Source organism: Reyranella soli (assembly GCF_007992495.1).
Taxonomy (GTDB): Bacteria; Pseudomonadota; Alphaproteobacteria; order Reyranellales; family Reyranellaceae; genus Reyranella; species Reyranella soli.
Genome location: NZ_BKAJ01000203.1, coordinates 1 through 16,839, shown reverse-complemented (window position 1 = coordinate 16,839; position 16,839 = coordinate 1). Strand labels below are relative to the sequence as shown.

Below are 16,839 nucleotides of genomic sequence, written 5' to 3'. Positions count from 1 at the left end.
CCTGGAGGCCCGCGGTCCGGAAGGCTACGCCTTATCCCCCAGGCAAATCCCCAGCGCGCGCGCCGTGCGGACCAGCGCACCGTCCTTGTCGACGGTGCGTGAGCGGCCGACCACCTTGGCCAGCGGCACGTCGATCACCTGGCGGTTCCACCACGCCACCATGCGATCGGCCTTGCCCTCGGCGAGCAAGTCGACGGCTCGAACGCCGAACGTCGCGGCGAGCAACCTGTCCTCCGCCGTCGGCATGGCGCCACGCTGGACGTGACCGAGCACGGTGGCCCGGGCCTCGGCGCCGGTCGCCTTGCTCAGTCGCCGGGCCAGCCAATCTCCGACCCCGTGCGCCGGCGCGTCGCTGTCCGGCTCGGCCGGGTCGTCCGACTGTCCCGCTGCCTCGGCCACCACGACCAGCGCCGATGTGCGGCCGGCGGCACGCAAGGCGTCTATGTGTGCCACGACCACTTTCAGGTGCCACGGCACCTCGGGGATCAGCACGACATCGGCGGCGCCGGCGATGCCGGCGGCGATCGCGATGTGGCCAGCATCGCGGCCCATCACCTCCAGCACCATGACCCGCTCGTGGCTGGCGCCCGTCGGGTGCAGCCGGTCGAGCGCCTCGGTGGCGACGGCGACAGCGGTCGAATAGCCGATCGCGCGCTCGGTGTTGGCGACGTCATTGTCGATCGTCTTGGGGACGCCGATGAACGGAACCTTCGAAGGCGCCAGGAGCCGCCGCAATATGTCGAGGCTGCCGTCGCCACCCACGCCGATCAGCCCATCGAGTGCCAGCCCCTTGAGGCCCGCAACCATCTCGCCCGAACGATCCTTCTTGCTGCCGTCGGGCATGGGAAAGGCGAAGGGATCGCCGCGATTGGTACTGCCGAGGAAGGTGCCGCCTTGACGCGCCAGCGCCGCATCGAGGCGATCGGGGTCGAGCTCGACGGCTTCGACGGGTCGCTCCAACAGGCCGAGCGTGCCCGAGCGCAGCCCGACTGTCGTCCAGCCGTAGCCATGACGAGCGCGCAACGCCACGGCTCGGATGGTGGCGTTGAGGCCGGCGCAATCGCCGCCGCTGGTCAGGATGCCAATCCGCTTGGTCATGCACCGCCTCCTCACCTACTCTAGCAAATGCCTTCCACGCCAAAGAAACAACCGACCTTCGCCACCAAAAGGTTGCGGCTGCGCGCCTTCCGCGCCGATGACATCGAAGCCATGCACGCGCTCTACGGCGACGTCGACAATCTTCGCTACTGGAGCACGCCGCCCAGTGCAAATCTCGGCGCCACGCGGCGCGCGATGCGCTGGCATCTCGTCTACCGGCCACGCCAGTACGTGATATGGGCGGTCGAGGAGAGCAAGAGCCGCAAGGTGATCGGTATGATCAACTATCACCATCGCAATCTGCGCGAGAAGCGCGTCGATGTCGGCTGGCTGACCCTGCCGCAGTACCAGGGCAAAGGCTACATGACGGAGGCAGGTCGCGCCCTGCTGCGCCACCTGTTCGACGATCTCGGCATTCACAAGGTCGAAGCGCTGATTCTGCCCGCCAACAAGCCATCCGTGGCGCTGGCCAAGCGCCTGGGATTCCGCAAGGAGGGCGGCCCGATCCGCGACCGCTGGTCGGTGGGCGGCAAGTGGCATAGCGTCATGCTCTACGGACTGATCACCGGGGAGGAACGGTAATTCCGATGGCCGCCACGCAAGCCTGGACGAGCGACACGATTCAACCGGCCGACTGGACCGTGCCATTGCCAGCCGCGGCGCTCGCCGAATTGCGCGCCGTGCTGGCGGAACTCAGGCGCGCGCCATTGCCGACTTTCCTGCTCGATCCCGCCGACTTCGCGCTCGATGCCTGCCGCACGGCCATGGCGGAGGTGCGTCGCGTCACGCGCGACGGGGCGATGTTCGCCGTGCTCGACCGCCTGCCTGTGGCGGAAATGAACCGCGACGAGACGATCCAGCTCTACTGGCTGCTGTCGAGCCTGCTCAGCCGTCCGGTGGCGCAGAAGCTGAACGGCCAGATGTTCTTCGACGTGCGCGACACCGGCGCCAAGCTGAAGCCCGGCTCGGGCATCCGGCCGACCGTGACCAACGTCGACCTGCGCTTCCACAACGACAATTCCTACAACGAATCGCCGCCCGACTATGTCTGCCTGCTCTGCCTGCATCCGGCGAAAGAGGGCGGTGTCAGCCAGGTGATGAGCGTCGCCACTGTCCACAATGCCTTGCAGCAGCGCTTTCCCGAGCTGATGGACCGGCTGTACCGGCCCTTCTGGTACGACCGCCATGCCGAGCACCATGCCGACGAGCCCACCACCTTCGCCGCGCCGATCTTCGAGCGCGGGACGGATGGGACAGTGAAGGCGCGACTGGCGCTGTCGGAGATCTTCGCGGGTTACGAGCTGCGCGGCGAACGCATGGACAACGAAACCGCCTCGGCGCTCGCGGCCGTGCAGTCGGTGTTCGACCAGCCCGAGCTGCGCGTCGAGCTCGACTTCGCGCCGGGCCAGATCCAGTACGTCAACAATCGCGCCACTGGCCACGCCCGTACCGAGTTCGTCGATCATCCGGAACCCGAGCGCCGACGGCATCTCGTGCGCCTGTGGCTGCGCGATCACGGCAGGCGCGCGTATCGCGGTTAGAACTCGGAAGGCGCGTGGTCCTCGACATCACGCGTCGAGCGGCAGGCGCATGCACTGCCGTCATCGGTTCGGGGATTTATCGGCATTATCGGAATTTCCGCCGGACCTCGTTGTAGTGCTCGGAAAGCCGACCCACTATCAATGGGGCTCGCCGGCTAATTCGGACATTTCCGCTATTATCGCTACCGGTTTTTCACTCGGCCGTACAGGCCGGTCCGGCGGCCGCCGGGCACGATGGGTATCGGATGAACGATGCATAGAGCGGAGCCACCGCGAGGCGACGCACCCCGTATATAACTCGAGTGCTCATCAAAGTCAACTATGGTTTTATTTTTTGCGTCCCATAAGGGGGCCAAGGACGCAAAAATCGTCGGGGTCGAAGATCGGTGCCAGCAGTGCTGGCAGTCGGTCTGGCACACCCGCCGCGCAGGGTTGAACGAATCAATCAATCTTTGATGCAGCCGGTTCGCGTCGCACAATGGGCGGCATGAAGGACCGTTACACGACCTTCGCCGGCTACAATGCCTGGGCGAACCGCCGCCTCTATGACGCCGCCACTGCGCTGTCCGATGCCGAATATCGCGCCGACAAGGGTGCGTTTTTCAAGTCGATGCACGGCACGCTGAACCACCTGCTGGCCACCGATCGCATCTGGATGAAGCGCTTCACCGGAGAGGGCGAGGCGCCCGACCGGCTGGACGCCATCGTGCATGAGCGCCTGGCCGACCTGCGGGCCGCACGCGAGGCCGAGGACCGGCGCATCGTCGCCTATGTCGGCGGCCTCGACGAGGCGCGGCTCAACGGCGTCATCCGCTATCGCCGCGTCTCCAGCCCCGAGGAGTTCGTGCAGAAGCTGACGCCGGCGCTGGATCACTGGTTCAACCACCAGACCCATCATCGCGGTCACGCGCATATGATCCTGACCAGCCTTGGCAAGACGGCGCCGGAGCTCGATCTTCTGTACTACCAGCGCGTGGCCGACGCCGGCCGCGCCTGAAACGGGAGTGTTGCGATGCGTTGGCCAGCGTTGCTTGTCGTGCTTCTGGTGGCTGCCTGCGCCGAGTCGAGCCAACCGGCGCAAAGGGAATTCGCCGTTCCCGACCGGATGCTGGGCTACACCTACAGCGGCGGCACGACCAGGCCGATCGCCAACACGGGAACCGGCATCGTCAGCGGCGCGTCACTGCAATCGGCATACTGACTGGCTGCGGTTCTGGCGCGGCCAGCTCGAATCGCAGGTTGCCAGGATCCTGCCGGTCTCCGAGACCATGGCGCCCGTCCAGGCGCCGGCCTTGCCCGGCTCCAGCACCATGGCGCCATGGTCCATCAGCCCCACCACCTCGGCATCGATGCCGTCGAGCTTGGGCACCAGGATCGACTGCTTGTCTTCCGGTGACGGCGGCACCGGCTGGACATGCGACAGGATGATGCCGGCCGTGCCGACGATGAGTTGAGGCGGCCGGCGGTCGCCGAAGCCGATCGCCTGGAAGCGATGCATGTGGCCGGCCAGGGCCGCGGTCACGTTGGACGGCAGGCCGTTGGGGAACACCTTCGCCAGGGCGGCCTGCTGGGTGACGTTGATGAAGCCGTACGGGCCGGTGTCAACCGGCACGCCCTTGATCCGCTTCACCACGCCCCAGAACGGCCGGTGGGTGACCAGCCAGGTCGGCCGTCGCTCGACCAGCATGGCGGCGACCTGCCGGAACTGATCGACGAAGGCGTCGACGTTGTAGAGATAGGCGTCGCCGGCATTTGCCGAATCGAGGGCGATGATGTCGAGCTCGCCGAGCTTGATGCGCATCGGCGCGCGGATGTGAATGGGGAACGGCTGGCCCTCGAAAGGCAAGGCCGGCGGCTTTGGCCAGGCCCCCAGCCGCCAGCCCGGCGGGGTCTGCGGCCAGCATGACTGCTGGCCCTCGTCGCGACGCAGCAGCGCCGACGCCGGATCGAGAAGATAGTACCAGCCCGGTCCGGCGCGACTGCAGAGCTCGTGGTTGCCGCGGACCAGCAGCCAGGGCGCCACTTTCATGAGACGCGCCGCCGGCGTGAAGAAGTCGTCCCGCCAGGCCGCCCAGGTGTCGGGGACCGGGCTGCCCTGCATGTTCTGGCTCCAATAGCCCGCGCCGATCGGCACCTCGGGCACGTCCTCGTCGTCGAGATCGCCGGTGTCGTAGACCTTGACCGTGAGCGGCCGGTCGTATCCGGTGGCGCGCGGCGACAGGGTCATCTCGCGCGGCGTGTTGCGGTAATTGTAGTCGCCGACATGGACGATCAGGTCGGCCGCCGACCGTTGCTCATCGTCGGCGATGACGCCGAACGGCCAGACCTTGGTGAAGCCATCGCCGGTGCAAGGCTGCGGCTTTTCCGGAAGGTCGCCGCGACAGCCGCTGTCGCCCATCACCGGCACGCGGCGCGGCGTCGCGGGCGTGACGACCGGCAGTTCGAGGCGGCGGGCGCCGACCAGCACGGCTCCCGCCTCGCCGAACGGATAGAGGGTCTCGCAGACCAGCACGTCACGGAAATGGCCGTCCGGCGGCCGCCGGCGCGGCGTCATCGCCTGCCAGGCGCCCGAAGCACGCTGCAGCACCGGACAGCTTGTCGCGTGCTCGACGACGGAGCGCGCCATGGCGACGGGCTTGCCGTCAACGTCCTCGCCCCACAGGACGAAAGCAAAGGAGGCCGCCGATTGCGCGTGCGCTGCCGCCGCCATGCAGAGAATGGCAAGAACGACGAGAACGCTGCGCATGAAAAGTCTCCGGCCTGATCCGGCGACCATAGCAAAAAGCCCCGCGTCGCGGGGCTCGTTGCATCTCAGACTATGTTGGGCACACCAGGGCTCGAACCGGGACCCACTGATGATGCCGTTGAACCATCGGGTTTCGCCAGGACGCCAATGGCGCTTACCGTCGTCTGTATCACTGATTGTCAACGCAAGCGTCGGCCAAGCATCCCTCGATCTGCTTGAGAAATCTAATGCCAGGAGTGTCGTCTTCGAGGATTCTCTCCATGGTGACCCGGTCGGCGTAGCAAGCCGTGGACTTGCGTAAGCCACCCAGGGCTTTAGCCAATGTTTTGGCGTCGGATGTATTGAGCGTGAGCACGCCGGATGGTTCGGAGAAAAGCGCAGCGACAGGTGTGCCTTTAAGCAGTTCTTGTGCGTTGATGGCCTTCCCGAGCGATATCAAGACCGCCCGGTCCTTCGGATCGAGTTTCACATTTGTCTGAGGACCGATATCGCAGGCCAACGCCGATGCACTAGCGAGCACGACCGTTGCAAAAGTCACCATGGAGCGCATACGGCATCTCGCAGAAATCACCACCTGCTGGCCGCCCACTGTGCCGCAGGCGGCATGAGAATTCAACTTGGGTTCAAGGGTGCTGACCGGCTAGGCCGAGGATGTGGCAAGCGAGGCCGGACCAGGTTCACCTTGATAGCGATGAGGAACGGCGAACGGACGAGCCGCGCATTCGCAGATGTGTAATCGGGGCTCGTGGCTCAAGCGCCTTTCGCCTGAGCGAACACGCACCGCAATCCGCTCCGTGACGCGCCTGATCGCTTCCTCTGGATCGTCGTCAGTCATGCGATCTACCTGAACGCCAAGCAAGAACGGCCTCAACCTGTCGAAGGAACTTCGGCAGGTTCTCGTCCTGTGGCCGAGCCATCAGTCGTCCACGTCGCTCAGAGAAAAAACTCTGAACCACAAACAGGGGGTTCTCTGAACCCCACGCCTTGTTCCTGTGGTTCGACCGATCACCCGAACAGCAAAAAAGCCCGCAGTGCGGGCCTTTTGCTTCTCCAGGCAATGGTGGGCGCACCAGGGCTCGAACCTGGGACCCGCTGATTAAGAGTCAGCTGCTCTACCAACTGAGCTATGCGCCCCCAATTTCCTGGGGTATCGCCGGGAGGGCGCGGCTATACCAAGCAGGTTATCCCTTGTCGAGTCGGGCGAATCGCCTTTTTGCCGCTCAGCGCCGGAGCGGCAATTGCGCATCGCGATAGACGTTGACCCCTATCAGCAGGCCGCAGGCAAACATCACCGAGACCATGGCGGTGCCGCCGTTGCTGACCAGCGGCAGCGGCACGCCGACCACCGGCAGAAGGCCCATCACCATGGCGGTGTTGATGAAGACGTAGAGGAACATCATGGCGGTGACTCCGAGCGCCACCAGGCGGCCGAAATGGTGCTGGCTGCGCAAGGCGATCGAGAAGCCCCAGACCAGCACCAGGGCGAACAGGAAGAGCAGCACCAGCGCGCCCGCCATGCCCCATTCCTCGACATAGGTGGTGAAGATGAAGTCGGTCTGCTTCTCGGGCAGGAAGTTGAGCGAGGATTGCGTGCCTTTCAGGAACCCCTTGCCGAACAGGCCGCCCGAGCCGATGGCGATCTTGGACTGGGTGATGTGGTAGCCGGCGCCCAGCGGATCGCGGTCGGGATCGAGGAAGGTCAGCACCCGTTTGCGCTGGTATTCGTGCATGAACGACCAGGCGATCGGCAGGCAGCCGACGGCGGCGATGGCGGCGGCGAGGAACATCCAGAGGCGCACACCGGCCACGAACAGGAGCGCGCCCCCGCCCAGCAGCACCATCATCGCCGTGCCGAGGTCGGGCTGCACCATGACCAGCGCCACGGGGGCCAGGATCACGGCAAGCGGCGGCAGGGTGTAGAGGAACTTGGACGCCTCCTCCCTGCGCAGGCCGTGGTAGTAGCGGGCCAGCACCAGGATCACCGCCACCTTGGCGATTTCCGAGGGCTGGATCTGCATCGGCCCAATCATCAGCCAACGCTGCGCGCCCATGCCGATCTTGCCGACGACGTCGACCGCGACCAGCAGCAGCATGGAAACGATGTAGATCGGCCAGGCGAGGGTCAGCCACACCTTGGGATGGATCAACGCCACCACCAGCATCAGGCCGAAGGCGGCGCCATAGCGCACCGCATGCCGGGCCGCCCACGGCTCGAAGCGGCCGCCCGCCGCCGAATAGAGCGCCAGCACGCCGACTCCGGCGATCGCCGTCAGCACCAGCACCAGGCCCCAGTTGATGCGCCAGATCTTCTCGCCGAAGCCTATTGGGGCTGGTGCGTCGAGCGCCAAACTCATCGCGACACCCTCAGCGCGACGCCATCTTGCGGAAGCCGTCGGTCCGGCGCGACGGGTCGCGCTTCATGACCTCGAGCAACACGTCGCGGCCGATCGGGCCCGCCGTGGCGCCACCGGCCTTGCCGTGCTCGATGATGACGGAACAGGCATAGCGCGGATTGTCGACCGGCCCGTAGCAGACGAACAGTGCGTGGTGGCGCAGATGCCAGGGCAGCTGGTCCTGGGTGATGCCCATGTCGCGCTCGCGCTCGGTGATGCGCTTGACCTGGGCGGTGCCGGTCTTGCCGGCGAACCTGAACTGCGGCTCGACCAGCTTGCCCTTGGCGTCGAGGCGCAGATGGTTGGCGGTGCCAGAGGCGACGACCTGGATCATGCCCTCGCGGATCAGGGCGACGTGCTGCGGGTTGAACCGCAGCGAGGGCGCCGTCGGCTTGTCGCGCGGCTTGGGCGGTGCCAGCTCCTCGCGCGGCGTCGCCGAGGCCAGCAGCAGGTTGGGCTGCACCTCGTAGCCGCCGTTGGCGATGCGGGCGGTCATGATGGCGAGCTGCATCGGCGTCGCGTTCATGAAGCCCTGGCCGATGCCGAGATTGAAGGTGTCGCCATGCTGCCAGGGCTTGCCGAGCTTCTCCTGTTTCCACGAGCGGCTGGGCTGGATGCCGGGCGATTCGCCGGGCAGGCCGAGGTCGCTGATGCGGCCGAAGCCCAGCCGGTTGCCGACGTCGGCGATGCGGTCGATGCCGGCCTTGCGCGCGGCCTCGTAGAAGAAGCAGTCGCAGGACTGGGCGATCGCCTCGACCACGTTGGTCGAGCCGTGGCCGCCCCTCAGCCAGCAGTGGAACTTGATGTTGCCGAGCTCGAGGTGGCCGGCGCAGGGCAGCCGCGTCCACGGCTCGATCGCCTTGGATTCCAGCGCCGCCAGCGCCGTCACCATCTTGTAGGTCGAGCCGGGTGGGTAGACACCGGCGATCGCCTTGTTGTGCAACGGCCGCTCGGGACTGTCCAAGAGCTCGCGCCATTCGGCCTGGGTGATGCCGCGGGCGAAGGTGTTGGGATCGAAGCCCGGCGTCGACACCATGGCGATGATGTCGCCGGTGATGATGTCCATGACCACGACCGAGCCGCTCTGATGCTCCTTGACGCGCTCGGCGACGAAGCGCTGCAGGTCGAGATCGATGGTGAGCAGCGCGTTCGAGCCGGGCTGGCCCTCGGTGCGATCGAGCTCGCGCACGACGCGGCCGACGGCGTTGACCTCGACCTGCACGGCACCGGCGCGGCCGCGGATGCTGTCCTCGAGCGAGCGCTCCACGCCCTTCTTGCCGAAGCGCATGGTGGAGAGCTGCAGCACCGGATCGTCGCGGCCGGCCAGGTCCTCGTCGGCGACGCGGCCGGTGTAGCCGATGATGTGGCTCATCAGCTCGCCTTCGGGATAGTCGCGCGTCTGGCCGAGATCGATGAACACGCCGGGCAGGTCGGGGGCGTTGAACTCCAGCCGCGCCACCTCCTCCCAGCCGAGGTTCTCGCGCACCACCACGGGCTGGGCGTTGCGGCTGCGGCGCAGCTCGCGCAACAGGCGGGTCTTCTCGGCCTCACCCAGACTGAAGATCTGGTCGAGGCGCTCGACCAGCTGGTCGATGCCGCGGCCGCGGTCCGAGGTCGCCATGGCGCGGAAGTTGTTGCGGTTGACGGCGAGCGGCTGGCCGCTGCGATCGAGGATCAGCCCGCGCGATGGCGGCAGCAGGCGCAGGTTGATGCGATTCTCCTCGGCGAGCGTGGAGAAGCGCTGGGTCTCGATGACCTGGAGCTGGTAGAGCCGGCCGGCCAGCGCCGACAGCAGCACGGCCTGCGCGCCGCCCAGCAGCAGCGAGCGGCGCGTGAACAGGCCCGAGCGCTCGCCGTCACCCTTGCGGTAGCGCATCACGACGTGGTCTCGCCGGGACGGGCCGTGCCGCGTGACAGCTCGGGCACGTTCAGGGGATCGCGGGCGCGCACGCGGGCAAGCAAGGGCCCGATCAGCGGATAGATCACGACCATGACGACATACTGGATCAAGGCCGGTACGGGGTCGATGGCCGTCCAGGTCCACAGCGCGGTGAAGCCCCAGACCAGGACCACGAAGCCCAGGGTCAGCAGACAGAAGCCGAACCACTGGAACAGGAAGGGCACGCCCACGAGATAGCGCCGGTTGGCCATCACGGCGGCGCGGATCAGCACGAAGCCGAGGGCGCTCACACCGACGGGCGCGCCCGGGCCGCCCAGCAGCAGGTCGAGCAGGATGCCCATGACGAGCAGCAACGGCCCCGGCAGGCGCTCGGGCGTCGCCAGGCTGAACTGGAAGACGGCCAGCGCCGGCAGGAGCGGCAGGGCATTGGACAGGAAGGGCGCGCGCAATGGCGCGAGCGTCAGCAGGACAAAGAACAGCAGGACGGCGCCGGGCAGCGCCGCACGGCCCCAGCGATCGAGCACAGCGAGCGGACCGTCAACTTTCATGAGGGGACCTTCATCAACGCACCCTCTGGCCGGCCACTCCCGACGGTGTCGACGGGGCGGTGTGGCCGCCCCCCACCAGGCCGGTCACGCCGTAGTCGACGACGCGCACGAATTCGAGCCGCGAGAAATCGGCGAACGGCCGCACGCGCACATGGCCCTCGTTGGTCTCGACCACCTCGCCGACCGGAATGCCGACCGGGAAGCTGCCGCCATGGCCCGAGGTGATGATGCGATCGCCGCGCTGCACGCCCTGCAGGCTCTGCAGCAGGGTGAGGCGCAGCTGCGTGGAGTTGTCACCCGCCAGGATGGCGCGCTCGCGCGTGCGCTCGATCAGCACCGGCAGGCGCGAGTTGACGTCGGTGACGAAGAGGACGCGCGAGCTGTTGTCGCCGACCTCGGCGATGCGGCCGGCCAGGCCCTCGCCCGTCACCACCGCCTGGCCCGGCGCCACGCCGACCTTGCGGCCGACATTGAGCAGCGCGCCGCGCACATAGGCGCTGACGCTGTCGCCGACGATGCGGGCGGTGATGAAGGAGGCCTCCGGCCCCTCGCGGAAGTTGGCGAGGCCGCGCAGGCCTTCGTTCTCGTTCTCCAGGCGGCGGGCGGCGGTCTGCCAGGCGAGCAGCCGGGCATTCTCCTCGCGCAGATGGGCGTTCTCCTCGCGCAGGGAGGCGAACTCCTTGAGATCGGCGATGGTGCGGTTGGCGACGGCCACGGGCCGGGCGATCGCCTCGAGCACGGGGCTCGCCAGATCGAGCGCCAGCACGCGGGCATGTTCGACGAGAACGGTGTCGGCCTTGCCGACCAGCATGGCGCCGAACGCAGCGATGACCAGCAGGCCGAGCGCAAAGCGCTGCACGGCCTGACGAACCTGGCCAGTTGCTACCTCGAACTCGTCCCGAATCGCCATGTCCTGCCCATTCTACTCCAAGCGGGCCCGGCGCGCGGGGGATTTAGTACATGGACGACAGAACGCCGCGCAGACGGTCGATGTTCTCCACCGCATGGCCCGTGCCAAGAGCCACGCAGAGCAGCGGATCCTCGGCCACCGAGACCGGCAGGCCGGTGGCCTGGCGCAGCACGGTGTCCATGTTGGCCAGCATGGCGCCGCCGCCGGTCAGCACGATGCCCTTGTCGACGATGTCGGCGGCGAGCTCGGGGGCGGTGTTCTCCAGCGCCACCTTCACGGCCTCGACAATGGCGCTCACCGGCTCCTGCAGGCTCTCGGCGATCTGGCGCTCGGTGATCACGAGTTCCTTGGGCACGCCGTTCATCAGGTCGCGACCCTTGATCTCCATGGTGCGGCCCTCGCCGTCGTCGGGCGGGCAGGCCGAGGCGATGGTCTTCTTGATGCGCTCGGCCGAGCTCTCGCCGACCAGCAGGTTATGGTTGCGACGGATATAGCCGATGATGGCCTCGTCCATCTTGTCGCCGCCGACGCGCACCGAGCGCGGATAGACGATGCCGCCCAGCGACAGGATCGCCACCTCGGTCGTGCCGCCGCCTATATCGACCACCATCGAGCCGGTCGGCTCGGTGACCGGCAGGCCGGCGCCGATCGCGGCCGCCATCGGCTCCTCGATCAGCCATACCTTGCGGGCGCCGGCGCTCTCGGCCGATTCCTGGATGGCGCGGCGCTCGACGGCGGTGGAGCCGGAGGGCACGCAGACCACGATCTGCGGATGGGCGAAGCTGCGGCGGTTGTGAACCTTGGAGATGAAGTGCTTGATCATCGCCTCGGCGACTTCGAAGTCGGCGATGACGCCGTCGCGCAGGGGGCGGATCGCCTGGATGTTGCCGGGCGTGCGGCCCAGCATCATCTTGGCTTCCTCGCCGACAGCCAGCACCTGGCGCTTGCCGCTTTGCGTCGTGAGGGCGACGACCGACGGTTCATTGAGAACGATGCCGCGACCCTTGACGTAGACCAACGTGTTGGCCGTCCCGAGGTCGATGCCCATGTCAGCCGAAAAAAGCCCGATGACGCGCGACAGCATTGAGTTAAGTCTCTGTCTTTATTGGGAAATTCTGGTCGGGCAGTGCAACTGCGGGCCCGCCGCGGCAAGCGCGCTCGGGTTTAGACCGCCGAGCGGGGTCCCGCAAGACGATTCAAAGCGAACGATCCGGCAACCTTGTCGCCAGCTTGATTGGCCGCTCGGTCGGGCCGAACCACGCACGTTCGATGCTTGAAGACAGCCGGGCTGAAACTTCCTGATGCGAGGTCACATCATGGCCACGCGTCTCCCCTGCGGGCCAACCGCATCATGCCGCCGCGCGACCAGGGGGAGAGGCGCCATGTTCGAAGCGGTCCACGCCAAGCGCTATGCCGAGCGCATGACGGCCTATCTCGGCCTCGGCGTGCAGAGCCATGTGATCGAGGTGGCGAGCGACGACGGCTCCCTGCTGCAGCACTTCAGCCGGCTCGGCATTCCCGTCATCGGCATCGAACCCGACCATACCGCCGCCGTTCGCGCGATGAAGGTGCGGGGCATCCCGACATTGACCGGATCGTTCGGTCGCGACATGGCGCTGCGCCTGGCAGCCGAGGGCATCGATGCCGATCTCATTGTGGCGAACAACGCGCTGCCGCATATGCCCGACCTCGAGGATTTCCTCGGCGGCGTCGCGCTGCTGCTCAATCCGGAGGGCGTGGCAACATTCGAGATCGCCCCGACATCCGACCTTTCGCGGCGGCTGGCCGAGGAACTCACGGCAAACGGCTTGCGCGTCTTCGATATTGAGCCGCCGAGCATGCCGCAGGGCTCACTGCAGCTCTTCGCTTGCCGTTGGGACTCGGCATGGCAGTGCGGTCCGCTCGTCGCACGGACGTTGGCGCGCCCCTTCACTGACCCCCTTCACTGACTGGGGCGCGGCCCCGTCTTCAGGGTCTCCTTGACCAGCGCCTGGATGTCCTGCTGGCTCAACCTGCGCAGATCGTCGTAGGCCTTGCGCGTGAACTCGGGCCGACCAGTCCCCTCGCCGCTCAGCTGGTACTGGCCGCCCTTCTCGGCGAACAGGAAGTAGAACGGCATGCCGGGATTGCCGCGCGCCGTCACCACCGCCACCGAGCGGTTGTCGCTGCAGCCATAGAGCTCCCACGGATAGCCGCCGTAGGTCTTGGTGCCGAACGGGCCACGATCGCAGGTGATGCGCGCGTCGGTCGGGCCCTGTGCGGCGACGTCGACCGACGCCAGCAGCAACAGCGGCAGCAGAAAGCGCCTCACTGCCCGACCTAGTCGAACACCACGACGCCGCGCGCGACCTCGCCCGCCATCATGCGTTTGAAACCCTCGTTGATGTCGGCGAGCTTGTAGGTGCGGCTGATCAGGCCGTCGATGTTCAGCCGCTTGTTCATGTAGTGATCGACCAGGACAGGGAAATCGAGGTCGGGCCGCACCGAGCCGTAGAAGGTACCGCTCACCTTCTTTTCGGTGAACACCATCATGAACGGCGAGTAGGAGGCGCGGATATTCGCCGCCGAAATGCCCACCGCCACGGCATGCCCGCCGGGCGCCAGCGAATCGAAGGCGAGTGCCTGCGTGCGGTCATTGGACACCGCGTCGAACGAGTAGTCGACGCCGAGCCCGCCCGCCATCTCCTTGATCTTCTTGGCGGCGTCTTCGTTGGTCTTGGTGTTGATGGTGTGCGTCGCGCCGAAGGTCTTCGCCATCTCGAGCTTGTTGTCGAGGATGTCGGCGGCGATGATCTTGCTGGCGCCCGACAGCATGGCGCCCTGGACCGCGTTCAGCCCGACGCCGCCGCAGCCGATGACCAGCACGGTCGAGCCGGCCTCGATCTTGGCATGACGCGTCACCGCACCGACACCGGTCGCCACGCAGCAGCCGACCAACGCGGCCTGCGGCCACGGCATGTCCTTGCGGATCGGCACCACCATCTCCTCGGGCACCACGACCTCCTCGGCAAAGGTGCCGATGCGCGCCATCTGGTTGATGTCCTGGCCCTTGTGCTTGATGCGGAAGGTGCCGTCATAGAGTGCCCCCGGCGGCACGTTCGCCCGGCCAATGCAGAGCACGGTGCGGCCCTGGCTGCAGTAGCGGCAGCGCCCGCAATGCGGCCGGAAGGAGAAGATCACGTGGTCGCCCGGCTTCACCGTGGTGACGCCAGGACCGCATTCGGCGATCTCGCCCGCCGCCTCGTGGCCCGGCACGATCGGCATGGGCGAGGGCCAGTCGCCGTTCATGACGTGCCAGTCGCTCTGGCATACGCCCGAGGCCTTCATCTTGACCCGCACCTCGCCCGCCTTGGGCGGATCGAGCTCGCACTCGACGACCTGCAGGGGCTCGTTGGGCTTGAACAGAACGGCGGCTTTCATTGCATCCTCCCGGTACAGAGGGATTATTTAGACGGTTTGGCCGCCCGCCGCGAGGCCCTGGGGCGACCGACGTTGCGTTCCACATTGCGCGCCGTCCGGTCGAGCAGCGCCATCATGGCGGCATGTGCGGCCTCGGCGTCCCGCCGCCGGATGGCGTCGAGCACGGCGCGGTGCAACGGCACCGATGGCGCCGGCGCACCGGCATGACGTGACGCCACGCGCACGAACACACCGAGTGCAGCTTCGGTCAGCGCGCCGAACGCCATCATCACGTCGTTGTCCGTTGCCGCCAGGATCGCCTTGTGGAAGCGGATGTCGGGATCGGCGAACAGGACGGCATCATGTCCGGCGCACTCCATGTCGGCGAACGCCGTCTCGATCGCGGCCAAGGTCGCGGCCGTATGACTGCGCGCCGCCATCGCCGCCGCCGCGGGCTCGACGATGGCGCGCACGTGCAGGAGGTCGAACACGAACTTGGGCTCGGCCTGGCCGCTCTTGAGGCGCCAGGCCAGCACGTCGGCATCGAGCATGTGCCAGGCCTCGCGCGGCCGGGCGCGCGTGCCTGAGCGCTTGCGCGAGGCGATCAGTCCCTTGGCCGACAGGAGCTTGAAGGCCTCGCGGACCACCGTGCGGCTGGCGCCATAGCGATGGCTGAGCTCGACCTCGCCCGGCACCAGCTCGTCGGGTCGGTAGACGCCGGCCACGATGGCGGCACCGAGCTCGGCCGCGATCGCGGCGGTTCGGCTTTCTTTTCGACGGGCGGAGGCTGTTGCGGTCATCCGTTGACAGGTCGCGGGAGTCGCTGGACGATATGTCAGACATATAAGAGCGCCAAGCCAAAAGGCTGGGAGGAAGCGCAGATGATCAGTCTTCGTCGTCGTACGATCCTGGGCGGCGCCCTCGGCACGCTTGCGGCCCCGCATGTCAACGCGCAGGGCGGCAAGCCCTATGCCGGCACGACCATCAACGGCTCGTGCTTCCAGACGACCTACTTCGAGTACCTCAAGACCTACTTCCCGCAGTTCGAGGAGCGGACGGGCATCAAGGTCAATTTCAACATGCAGGCCTTCCCCGTCTACAACCAGCGTACCGACCTGGAACTGTCGACCAAGGGCTCGGCGCTCGACGTCATCAACTGCACGTTCATCTACTCCGGCCGCTGGATCGGCGCCGGCTGGATGACCAACCTCGACACCTTCACCAAGGACGCCAAGTACACGCCGGCCGCCTGGGACCCCGAGGATTTCGCCGGCGGCCCGCAATCGGCGATGAAGAACGCCAAGGGCGAGACCTTCGGCTACACCTGGGAGGCCGGTGCCATGATCATGGGTGCCGCGCGCTACGACCTGATCGAGCGCGCCGGGCTCGGGCTGCCCAAGACCTTCGACGAGCTGATCAAGGTCTGCGACGCCGTGCACAACAAGGAGAACGTCGCGGCCTTCACCGCCGACAAGCTGCATCACTGGAACTGGATCCCCTACCTGATGGGGTCGGGCGGTGCGGTGTTCAAGGATCCGCCGGACAATCTCACGCCGACGCTCAACACGCCGGCCGCCGCGACCTCGGCTGAGTGGTACGCCAACCTCCTCGTGAAGTACGGGCCGGACGGCATCCTGTCCTACTCCGACGACCAGTCGATGCGCTCGCAGATGTCGGGCCGTGCCAACATGCGCACGCAGGCCATCACCTGGATGGTGCCTCTCGCCAAGCACGACGAGAGCGTGGTGAAGAAGACGGTGCGCTACGGGCTGATGCCCGCCGGTCCCAAGGGCAACTTCCCGGGCTCGAACAGCCACGGCCTCGGCATTCCGGCGGGCTCGAAGAAGAAGGAAGCAGCCTGGGAGTTCATCAAATGGGCGCTCTCCAATGAAACGATCGCCATGGTGGTGAAGAACCATGGCTATCCCAGCGTCTGCCGCATGTCGGTGATCAAGAGCCCCGAGTTCAAGCAGGTACTGACGCTCAACGACCAGGACGTAGCCGGGCTGTTCCTGGAAGTGCTGCAGCTCGGCGGCAAGACCGGCTACATGAAGTACCGGACCGTGCCGGTCTATCCGCAGGTCGGCGACAAGATCAACAAGGCCATCGAGCGCATCGCCACCAAGCAGCAGGCCGCACCCGAGGCGATGAAGCAGGCGCAGGCCGAGGCCATCCAGGATCTGCAGAAAGCCGGGATCAAGGTTGATACTTGAGTGTCCGCCCTCTGAGTCCCTTCCCCTCAGATTCCTCTCCCCCGCTAGGGGGAGAGGCTAGGAGAGGGGGAATCGACGTGCGTCACCCCCC

The 16,839-nt window shown here is 66.7% G+C and carries 17 protein-coding genes and 1 tRNA gene; 6 read left to right on the top strand and 12 right to left on the bottom strand.

Features of this window, described 5'->3' with window-relative positions; genetic code table 11:
* Positions 1–24: 24 nt before the first annotated feature.
* Positions 25–1,098, bottom strand: a complete 1,074-nt coding sequence (locus tag RSO01_RS41520) for an ATP-dependent 6-phosphofructokinase (RefSeq protein WP_147156485.1) — start codon at positions 1,096–1,098, stop codon at positions 25–27.
* Between the two features lie 27 nt (positions 1,099–1,125).
* Here RSO01_RS41520 and RSO01_RS41515 point away from each other — a divergent pair, with 27 nt between their 5' ends.
* The 4 genes from RSO01_RS41515 to RSO01_RS41500 all read left to right on the top strand — a co-directional run bounded on the left by RSO01_RS41515 (position 1,126) and on the right by RSO01_RS41500 (position 3,840).
* Complete coding sequence (locus RSO01_RS41515) at positions 1,126–1,680, top strand: GNAT family N-acetyltransferase (RefSeq protein ID WP_147156484.1); 555 nt, start codon at positions 1,126–1,128, stop codon at positions 1,678–1,680.
* Positions 1,681–1,685: 5 nt separating this feature from the next.
* Positions 1,686–2,639 (top strand): TauD/TfdA family dioxygenase, encoded by a 954-nt coding sequence (locus tag RSO01_RS41510; RefSeq protein WP_147156483.1) that lies wholly within the window; start codon positions 1,686–1,688, stop codon positions 2,637–2,639.
* Positions 2,640–3,126: 487 nt separating this feature from the next.
* Positions 3,127–3,636, top strand: coding sequence for a DinB family protein (locus RSO01_RS41505; protein WP_147156482.1), 510 nt, complete (start codon positions 3,127–3,129; stop codon positions 3,634–3,636).
* Positions 3,637–3,651: 15 nt separating this feature from the next.
* Positions 3,652–3,840, top strand: coding sequence for a hypothetical protein (locus tag RSO01_RS41500; RefSeq protein ID WP_147156481.1), 189 nt, complete (start codon positions 3,652–3,654; stop codon positions 3,838–3,840).
* On the opposite strand, the gene RSO01_RS41495 is transcribed toward RSO01_RS41500, so the two are convergent.
* The 8 genes from RSO01_RS41495 to RSO01_RS41460 all read right to left on the bottom strand — a co-directional run bounded on the left by RSO01_RS41495 (position 3,820) and on the right by RSO01_RS41460 (position 12,220).
* A complete protein-coding gene (locus RSO01_RS41495) occupies positions 3,820–5,385 on the bottom strand; it encodes a hypothetical protein (RefSeq protein ID WP_147156480.1) in 1,566 nt (521 codons plus the stop codon). The two genes, RSO01_RS41500 and RSO01_RS41495, sit on opposite strands and share 21 nt — an antisense overlap.
* Positions 5,386–5,554: 169 nt before the next feature.
* Positions 5,555–5,935 carry a hypothetical protein gene (locus RSO01_RS41490; RefSeq protein WP_147156479.1) on the bottom strand — a complete coding sequence of 127 codons (381 nt, stop codon included), beginning with the start codon at positions 5,933–5,935 and terminating at the stop codon, positions 5,555–5,557.
* A gap of 508 nt (positions 5,936–6,443) precedes the next feature.
* Positions 6,444–6,519: transfer RNA gene (locus RSO01_RS41485), tRNA-Lys, on the bottom strand.
* An 86-nt stretch (positions 6,520–6,605) separates the two neighbouring features.
* Entirely contained in the window at positions 6,606–7,739 is a 1,134-nt protein-coding gene (gene rodA, locus RSO01_RS41480) for a rod shape-determining protein RodA (RefSeq protein ID WP_147156478.1), read from the bottom strand.
* Between the two features lie 10 nt (positions 7,740–7,749).
* The gene (mrdA, locus tag RSO01_RS41475) at positions 7,750–9,654 is read right to left on the bottom strand and encodes a penicillin-binding protein 2 (protein ID WP_147156486.1); all 1,905 of its coding nucleotides are present in this window, start codon (positions 9,652–9,654) and stop codon (positions 7,750–7,752) included.
* Positions 9,654–10,226 carry a hypothetical protein gene (locus RSO01_RS41470; RefSeq protein WP_147156477.1) on the bottom strand — a complete coding sequence of 191 codons (573 nt, stop codon included), beginning with the start codon at positions 10,224–10,226 and terminating at the stop codon, positions 9,654–9,656. Before RSO01_RS41470 ends, mrdA begins: the two co-directional genes overlap by 1 nt.
* Before the next feature lie 13 nt (positions 10,227–10,239).
* A complete protein-coding gene (gene mreC / locus RSO01_RS41465) occupies positions 10,240–11,136 on the bottom strand; it encodes a rod shape-determining protein MreC (protein ID WP_147156476.1) in 897 nt (298 codons plus the stop codon).
* 43 nt (positions 11,137–11,179) lie between these two features.
* The gene (locus RSO01_RS41460) at positions 11,180–12,220 is read right to left on the bottom strand and encodes a rod shape-determining protein (protein ID WP_092827318.1); all 1,041 of its coding nucleotides are present in this window, start codon (positions 12,218–12,220) and stop codon (positions 11,180–11,182) included.
* A gap of 337 nt (positions 12,221–12,557) precedes the next feature.
* On the opposite strand from RSO01_RS41460, the gene RSO01_RS41455 reads away from it, so the two are divergent.
* Positions 12,558–13,085 (top strand): class I SAM-dependent methyltransferase, encoded by a 528-nt coding sequence (locus tag RSO01_RS41455; RefSeq protein ID WP_170303764.1) that lies wholly within the window; start codon positions 12,558–12,560, stop codon positions 13,083–13,085.
* Here the strand turns inward: RSO01_RS41455 and RSO01_RS41450 are convergent.
* From RSO01_RS41450 to RSO01_RS41440, 3 genes are read right to left on the bottom strand one after another with little or no spacing between them, the layout of a single operon-like run.
* Positions 13,079–13,447 (bottom strand): hypothetical protein, encoded by a 369-nt coding sequence (locus RSO01_RS41450; protein ID WP_147156474.1) that lies wholly within the window; start codon positions 13,445–13,447, stop codon positions 13,079–13,081. The genes RSO01_RS41455 and RSO01_RS41450 overlap by 7 nt on opposite strands.
* A gap of 8 nt (positions 13,448–13,455) precedes the next feature.
* Complete coding sequence (locus RSO01_RS41445) at positions 13,456–14,556, bottom strand: Zn-dependent alcohol dehydrogenase (protein ID WP_147156473.1); 1,101 nt, start codon at positions 14,554–14,556, stop codon at positions 13,456–13,458.
* Positions 14,557–14,579: 23 nt separating this feature from the next.
* Positions 14,580–15,335, bottom strand: coding sequence for a FadR/GntR family transcriptional regulator (locus RSO01_RS41440; protein ID WP_170303763.1), 756 nt, complete (start codon positions 15,333–15,335; stop codon positions 14,580–14,582).
* A gap of 81 nt (positions 15,336–15,416) precedes the next feature.
* On the opposite strand from RSO01_RS41440, the gene RSO01_RS41435 reads away from it, so the two are divergent.
* Complete coding sequence (locus RSO01_RS41435; protein WP_170303762.1) at positions 15,417–16,748, top strand: ABC transporter substrate-binding protein; 1,332 nt, start codon at positions 15,417–15,419, stop codon at positions 16,746–16,748.
* Positions 16,749–16,839: the final 91 nt, after the last annotated feature.

Bases quoted from the DNA above. Each gene is read 5' to 3' on its own strand.
- RSO01_RS41495 (WP_147156480.1), bottom strand. From the start codon at position 5,385: ATGCGCAGCGTTCTCGTCGTTCTTGCCATTCTCTGCATGGCGGCGGCA.
- RSO01_RS41455 (WP_170303764.1), top strand. From the start codon at position 12,558: ATGACGGCCTATCTCGGCCTCGGCGTGCAGAGCCATGTGATCGAGGTG.
- RSO01_RS41520 (WP_147156485.1), bottom strand. From the start codon at position 1,098: ATGACCAAGCGGATTGGCATCCTGACCAGCGGCGGCGATTGCGCCGGC.
- RSO01_RS41440 (WP_170303763.1), bottom strand. From the start codon at position 15,335: ATGACCGCAACAGCCTCCGCCCGTCGAAAAGAAAGCCGAACCGCCGCG.
- RSO01_RS41445 (WP_147156473.1), bottom strand. From the start codon at position 14,556: ATGAAAGCCGCCGTTCTGTTCAAGCCCAACGAGCCCCTGCAGGTCGTC.
- RSO01_RS41500 (WP_147156481.1), top strand. From the start codon at position 3,652: ATGCGTTGGCCAGCGTTGCTTGTCGTGCTTCTGGTGGCTGCCTGCGCC.
- mrdA (WP_147156486.1), bottom strand. From the start codon at position 9,654: ATGCGCTACCGCAAGGGTGACGGCGAGCGCTCGGGCCTGTTCACGCGC.
- RSO01_RS41490 (WP_147156479.1), bottom strand. From the start codon at position 5,935: ATGCGCTCCATGGTGACTTTTGCAACGGTCGTGCTCGCTAGTGCATCG.
- RSO01_RS41435 (WP_170303762.1), top strand. From the start codon at position 15,417: ATGATCAGTCTTCGTCGTCGTACGATCCTGGGCGGCGCCCTCGGCACG.
- RSO01_RS41470 (WP_147156477.1), bottom strand. From the start codon at position 10,226: ATGAAAGTTGACGGTCCGCTCGCTGTGCTCGATCGCTGGGGCCGTGCG.
- RSO01_RS41460 (WP_092827318.1), bottom strand. From the start codon at position 12,220: ATGCTGTCGCGCGTCATCGGGCTTTTTTCGGCTGACATGGGCATCGAC.
- RSO01_RS41515 (WP_147156484.1), top strand. From the start codon at position 1,126: ATGCCTTCCACGCCAAAGAAACAACCGACCTTCGCCACCAAAAGGTTG.
- rodA (WP_147156478.1), bottom strand. From the start codon at position 7,739: ATGAGTTTGGCGCTCGACGCACCAGCCCCAATAGGCTTCGGCGAGAAG.
- mreC (WP_147156476.1), bottom strand. From the start codon at position 11,136: ATGGCGATTCGGGACGAGTTCGAGGTAGCAACTGGCCAGGTTCGTCAG.
- RSO01_RS41510 (WP_147156483.1), top strand. From the start codon at position 1,686: ATGGCCGCCACGCAAGCCTGGACGAGCGACACGATTCAACCGGCCGAC.
- RSO01_RS41505 (WP_147156482.1), top strand. From the start codon at position 3,127: ATGAAGGACCGTTACACGACCTTCGCCGGCTACAATGCCTGGGCGAAC.